This window comes from Methanopyrus sp., from assembly GCF_053997775.1.
In genome coordinates this window covers 1-2631 of sequence record NZ_JBMXXF010000041.1, presented here as the reverse complement: position 1 = coordinate 2631, position 2631 = coordinate 1, and the positions used below count along the sequence as shown (strand labels likewise).

Genomic DNA, 2631 nt, shown 5'->3' with positions numbered 1-2631 from the left:
TGGATCCGGACTCGGGCGACTTCGGCATGCCGCTGGTCGTCGTCGACTACGTGCCCGTCGCCGACGTCAAGGACGTGAACAACGACGGCAACCCCGACATCGACAACTTCCTACAAAACCTACAGGTTACAGGACGATGGGGGTCGGTGACCATAGCCTCCTCGGACTACGTCACCAGGCTGGCCTCGGGGGAGCACGTGCTGGCCCTGAGGGATCAGAACGGCAACGTACTGGCGTACCTAGCGGTGAAGGTTTTGGACACCGTAACCGTGAACAACGTGGATTATTATGCCATCCTCCTGTACAGCGCTGATTATAACCAGGGTAGTGGGACGGTGCAGCCTAGGAACGTCCCGCCGAACACGCGGATTGAGGTGGCCTATCCGAGCGATTACTACGATCCGAACGGCGTGCCCATCCAGTACTGGAACGAGGTACGACTCACGATCGCGTCCGACCCGGCCGCGCTCCGCTCGGCGGGTGGACCGGTGCTAAGGGTTCGACTACCGGGGCCCTGCGAGCCGCGCGAGCGGACGGCCTGGAGGTCCGTCGTCGCGTCGGCGCTGGCTGCGCCGGCCCTGGCGGCCCTCAGGCGGTACCTTTAAGTTTTGTTTTTCTTACGTTTCCCAACCGAAGTATCGTTGCAGTTCTCGTTACGTTTCTCGGGGAGGATCCAGGTTGCTTGCGAGGCTCACGACGCTGCTGGTCGCGCTCGCCCTGCTGGCCACCCCTGCCCTGGCCGGCAGGGTCGAGGTGAAGAAGGTTAGGGTCTCCGTGGTCTCCGACCAGTCCGTTCCCCGGTACCTGGACGCGTACGGGAAGCGGCCGAGCTACGACTCCACGCTCGCCGTCGTCACGGGCGTGGGCACGTACCTCCTGTACGTAGGGGTGACCGATCAGCAGGGTGCGACCGCGCCCGCCCCGATGATCGTGTCCCGGGTGGACGAGGGTGCGGACGGCACCTGGGACGTGGTCCTGTTCGCCGGCACCCCACCGAACCCGAGCTCGTCCCTTCCGTACCAGGGCGAGTTCACCCCACCCGTTCGGATTGAGCTCCGTGCGGACGCGAACGACGCGAACGGGGATTACGCGGACGTCGACGCGGTTCTGACCGTCAAGAGGGACGGGATCCAGGTGGTGAGCGTGAGCGTGGGTAGTGGCGTGACCGCGTGGTTGGAGGTGGAGCCTCTCACCGTCGCCTCGGAGTGGGTTCCGGACGAGCGTTCGATCACGGTGAGGATGCCGCCGCTCTGCCGGTTCCAGTCGTCGGTGGCCGAGATCTGGGTGGAGGAGGATGGGACCGTCAAGGGGGTGGACGGTGGCGGTAACCAGGCGTACTTCAAGGATCAGCTCCTGGATCAGGCCGTGCCGATCCTGGCCTCGGACGTTCGGGTGCTGCTGTTCCTCCCGGTCCCGGCCGACACGACCTCGGTCGAGCTGAAGGGCTCGTTCACCGCCACGCACGCCGTCAACGACGACTCGTCCACGGTCGGTCAGGGCAGCTTCGACCTCAACCTTCAGCCCGGGAACTCGCAGAGCGTGACGGCCAGGAACGCGAGGTTGGAGGCGCTGCTCGTGGACGTGAAGGGCGGCGAGGCGATCGTGCTGATCAAGCTGAGCGAGCTGATCAACGGGCAGCCGGCGTTCCGTCCCGGGGACGGGTTTTCGGTGACGTTCGAGCGCGTCCTGGCCCACGAGTCGTCCGGGGGCGCCGTGGAGGTTCCGACCGAGCGCACGTTCACGCTCTCGGTGTCGTTCGGGGGGAGCCCGGGGCCGAAGAGCTCCGCGACGGTTCCCGGCGCGGCCCTACCGGTCGTCCTGCTGGCCCTGGCGCTCGCAGTCCTTTCGCAGCGAGCGCCAGAGTCGATCCAGCAGCTCCACCCGGTCTAGGGACAGCTCCAGGCGCAGCCACTCCAGGCCGTGGGCGACCCGTCCCCGCAGGGTCGTGGCGTAGGGTCGGGAGTAGGGGCAGTCCGCGTCGAACGGTTCGAGCCCCACGTCCCGGGGTGCCCGGGTGGTCCAGTCCTCCGGGACCCGCGCGAGCGGTCGCACCAGGGTCGTGGGTGGGAACTCGTAGTCGACGTACCGGGACGTCATTCCCTCGAGCCGCTCCTTGGGTGGGAGGAGTTTCACCCCCTCTCCCTTGACCGCCGTCGCGAGCGCGGTGATCACGGCGTCGTCCAGCGTGTGGGCGAGGACGATCTTCTCCGAGCGTTCCCGGAGCTCGCGCCGGCGGATCAGCGAGCAGATCAGGCAGGGGGACTCGCCGTGCTCCTCGGCCAGCTCGCCCACGTCCTCGCGGGGTCGGACGTACTCCAGCCGCAGGCCGAGTCGGCGGCAGAGGGACTCGCAGCGTTGGCGGCCCTCCCGGCCCCACAGCCACCGTCCGTGGAGCCTGACGTCGACCAGTATCGGATGGAGCCGCAGGCCGAGGCGTCGGGTGAGGGGTTCCAGCACGAGGAGGCAGGTGAGGCTGTCCTTGCCGCCGCTGAAGCCGACGGCCACCTCCTCCCGGGGTTCGAAAAGCTCATACCGGGTGATGGTGCGGTGGGCCCGGGCCGAGGCGCGCTCGAGCGCCCTGGAGCGGACGATCGTGAGGCCTTCCCGCTCCAGCCGCTCGCGCCGGCGTCC

Annotated in this window: 3 protein-coding genes; 2 read left to right on the top strand and 1 reads right to left on the bottom strand. The window is 67.7% G+C overall.

Translation table 11 applies throughout. The annotated features are described in order from the left end of the window. Both ACXJJV_RS05925 and ACXJJV_RS05920 read left to right on the top strand, forming a co-directional pair. Nucleotides 1–605 (top strand): hypothetical protein (locus tag ACXJJV_RS05925; RefSeq protein ID WP_456467264.1); only part of this gene is annotated, 605 nt, incomplete at its 5' end. 73 nt (nucleotides 606–678) lie between these two features. Then, a complete protein-coding gene (locus ACXJJV_RS05920; RefSeq protein WP_456467263.1) occupies nucleotides 679–1890 on the top strand; it encodes a hypothetical protein in 1212 nt (403 codons plus the stop codon). On the opposite strand, the gene ACXJJV_RS05915 is transcribed toward ACXJJV_RS05920, so the two are convergent. Next, a partial coding sequence (locus tag ACXJJV_RS05915; RefSeq protein WP_456467262.1) for a PP-loop family protein occupies nucleotides 1807–2631 on the bottom strand: 825 nt, incomplete at its 5' end. The two genes, ACXJJV_RS05920 and ACXJJV_RS05915, sit on opposite strands and share 84 nt — an antisense overlap.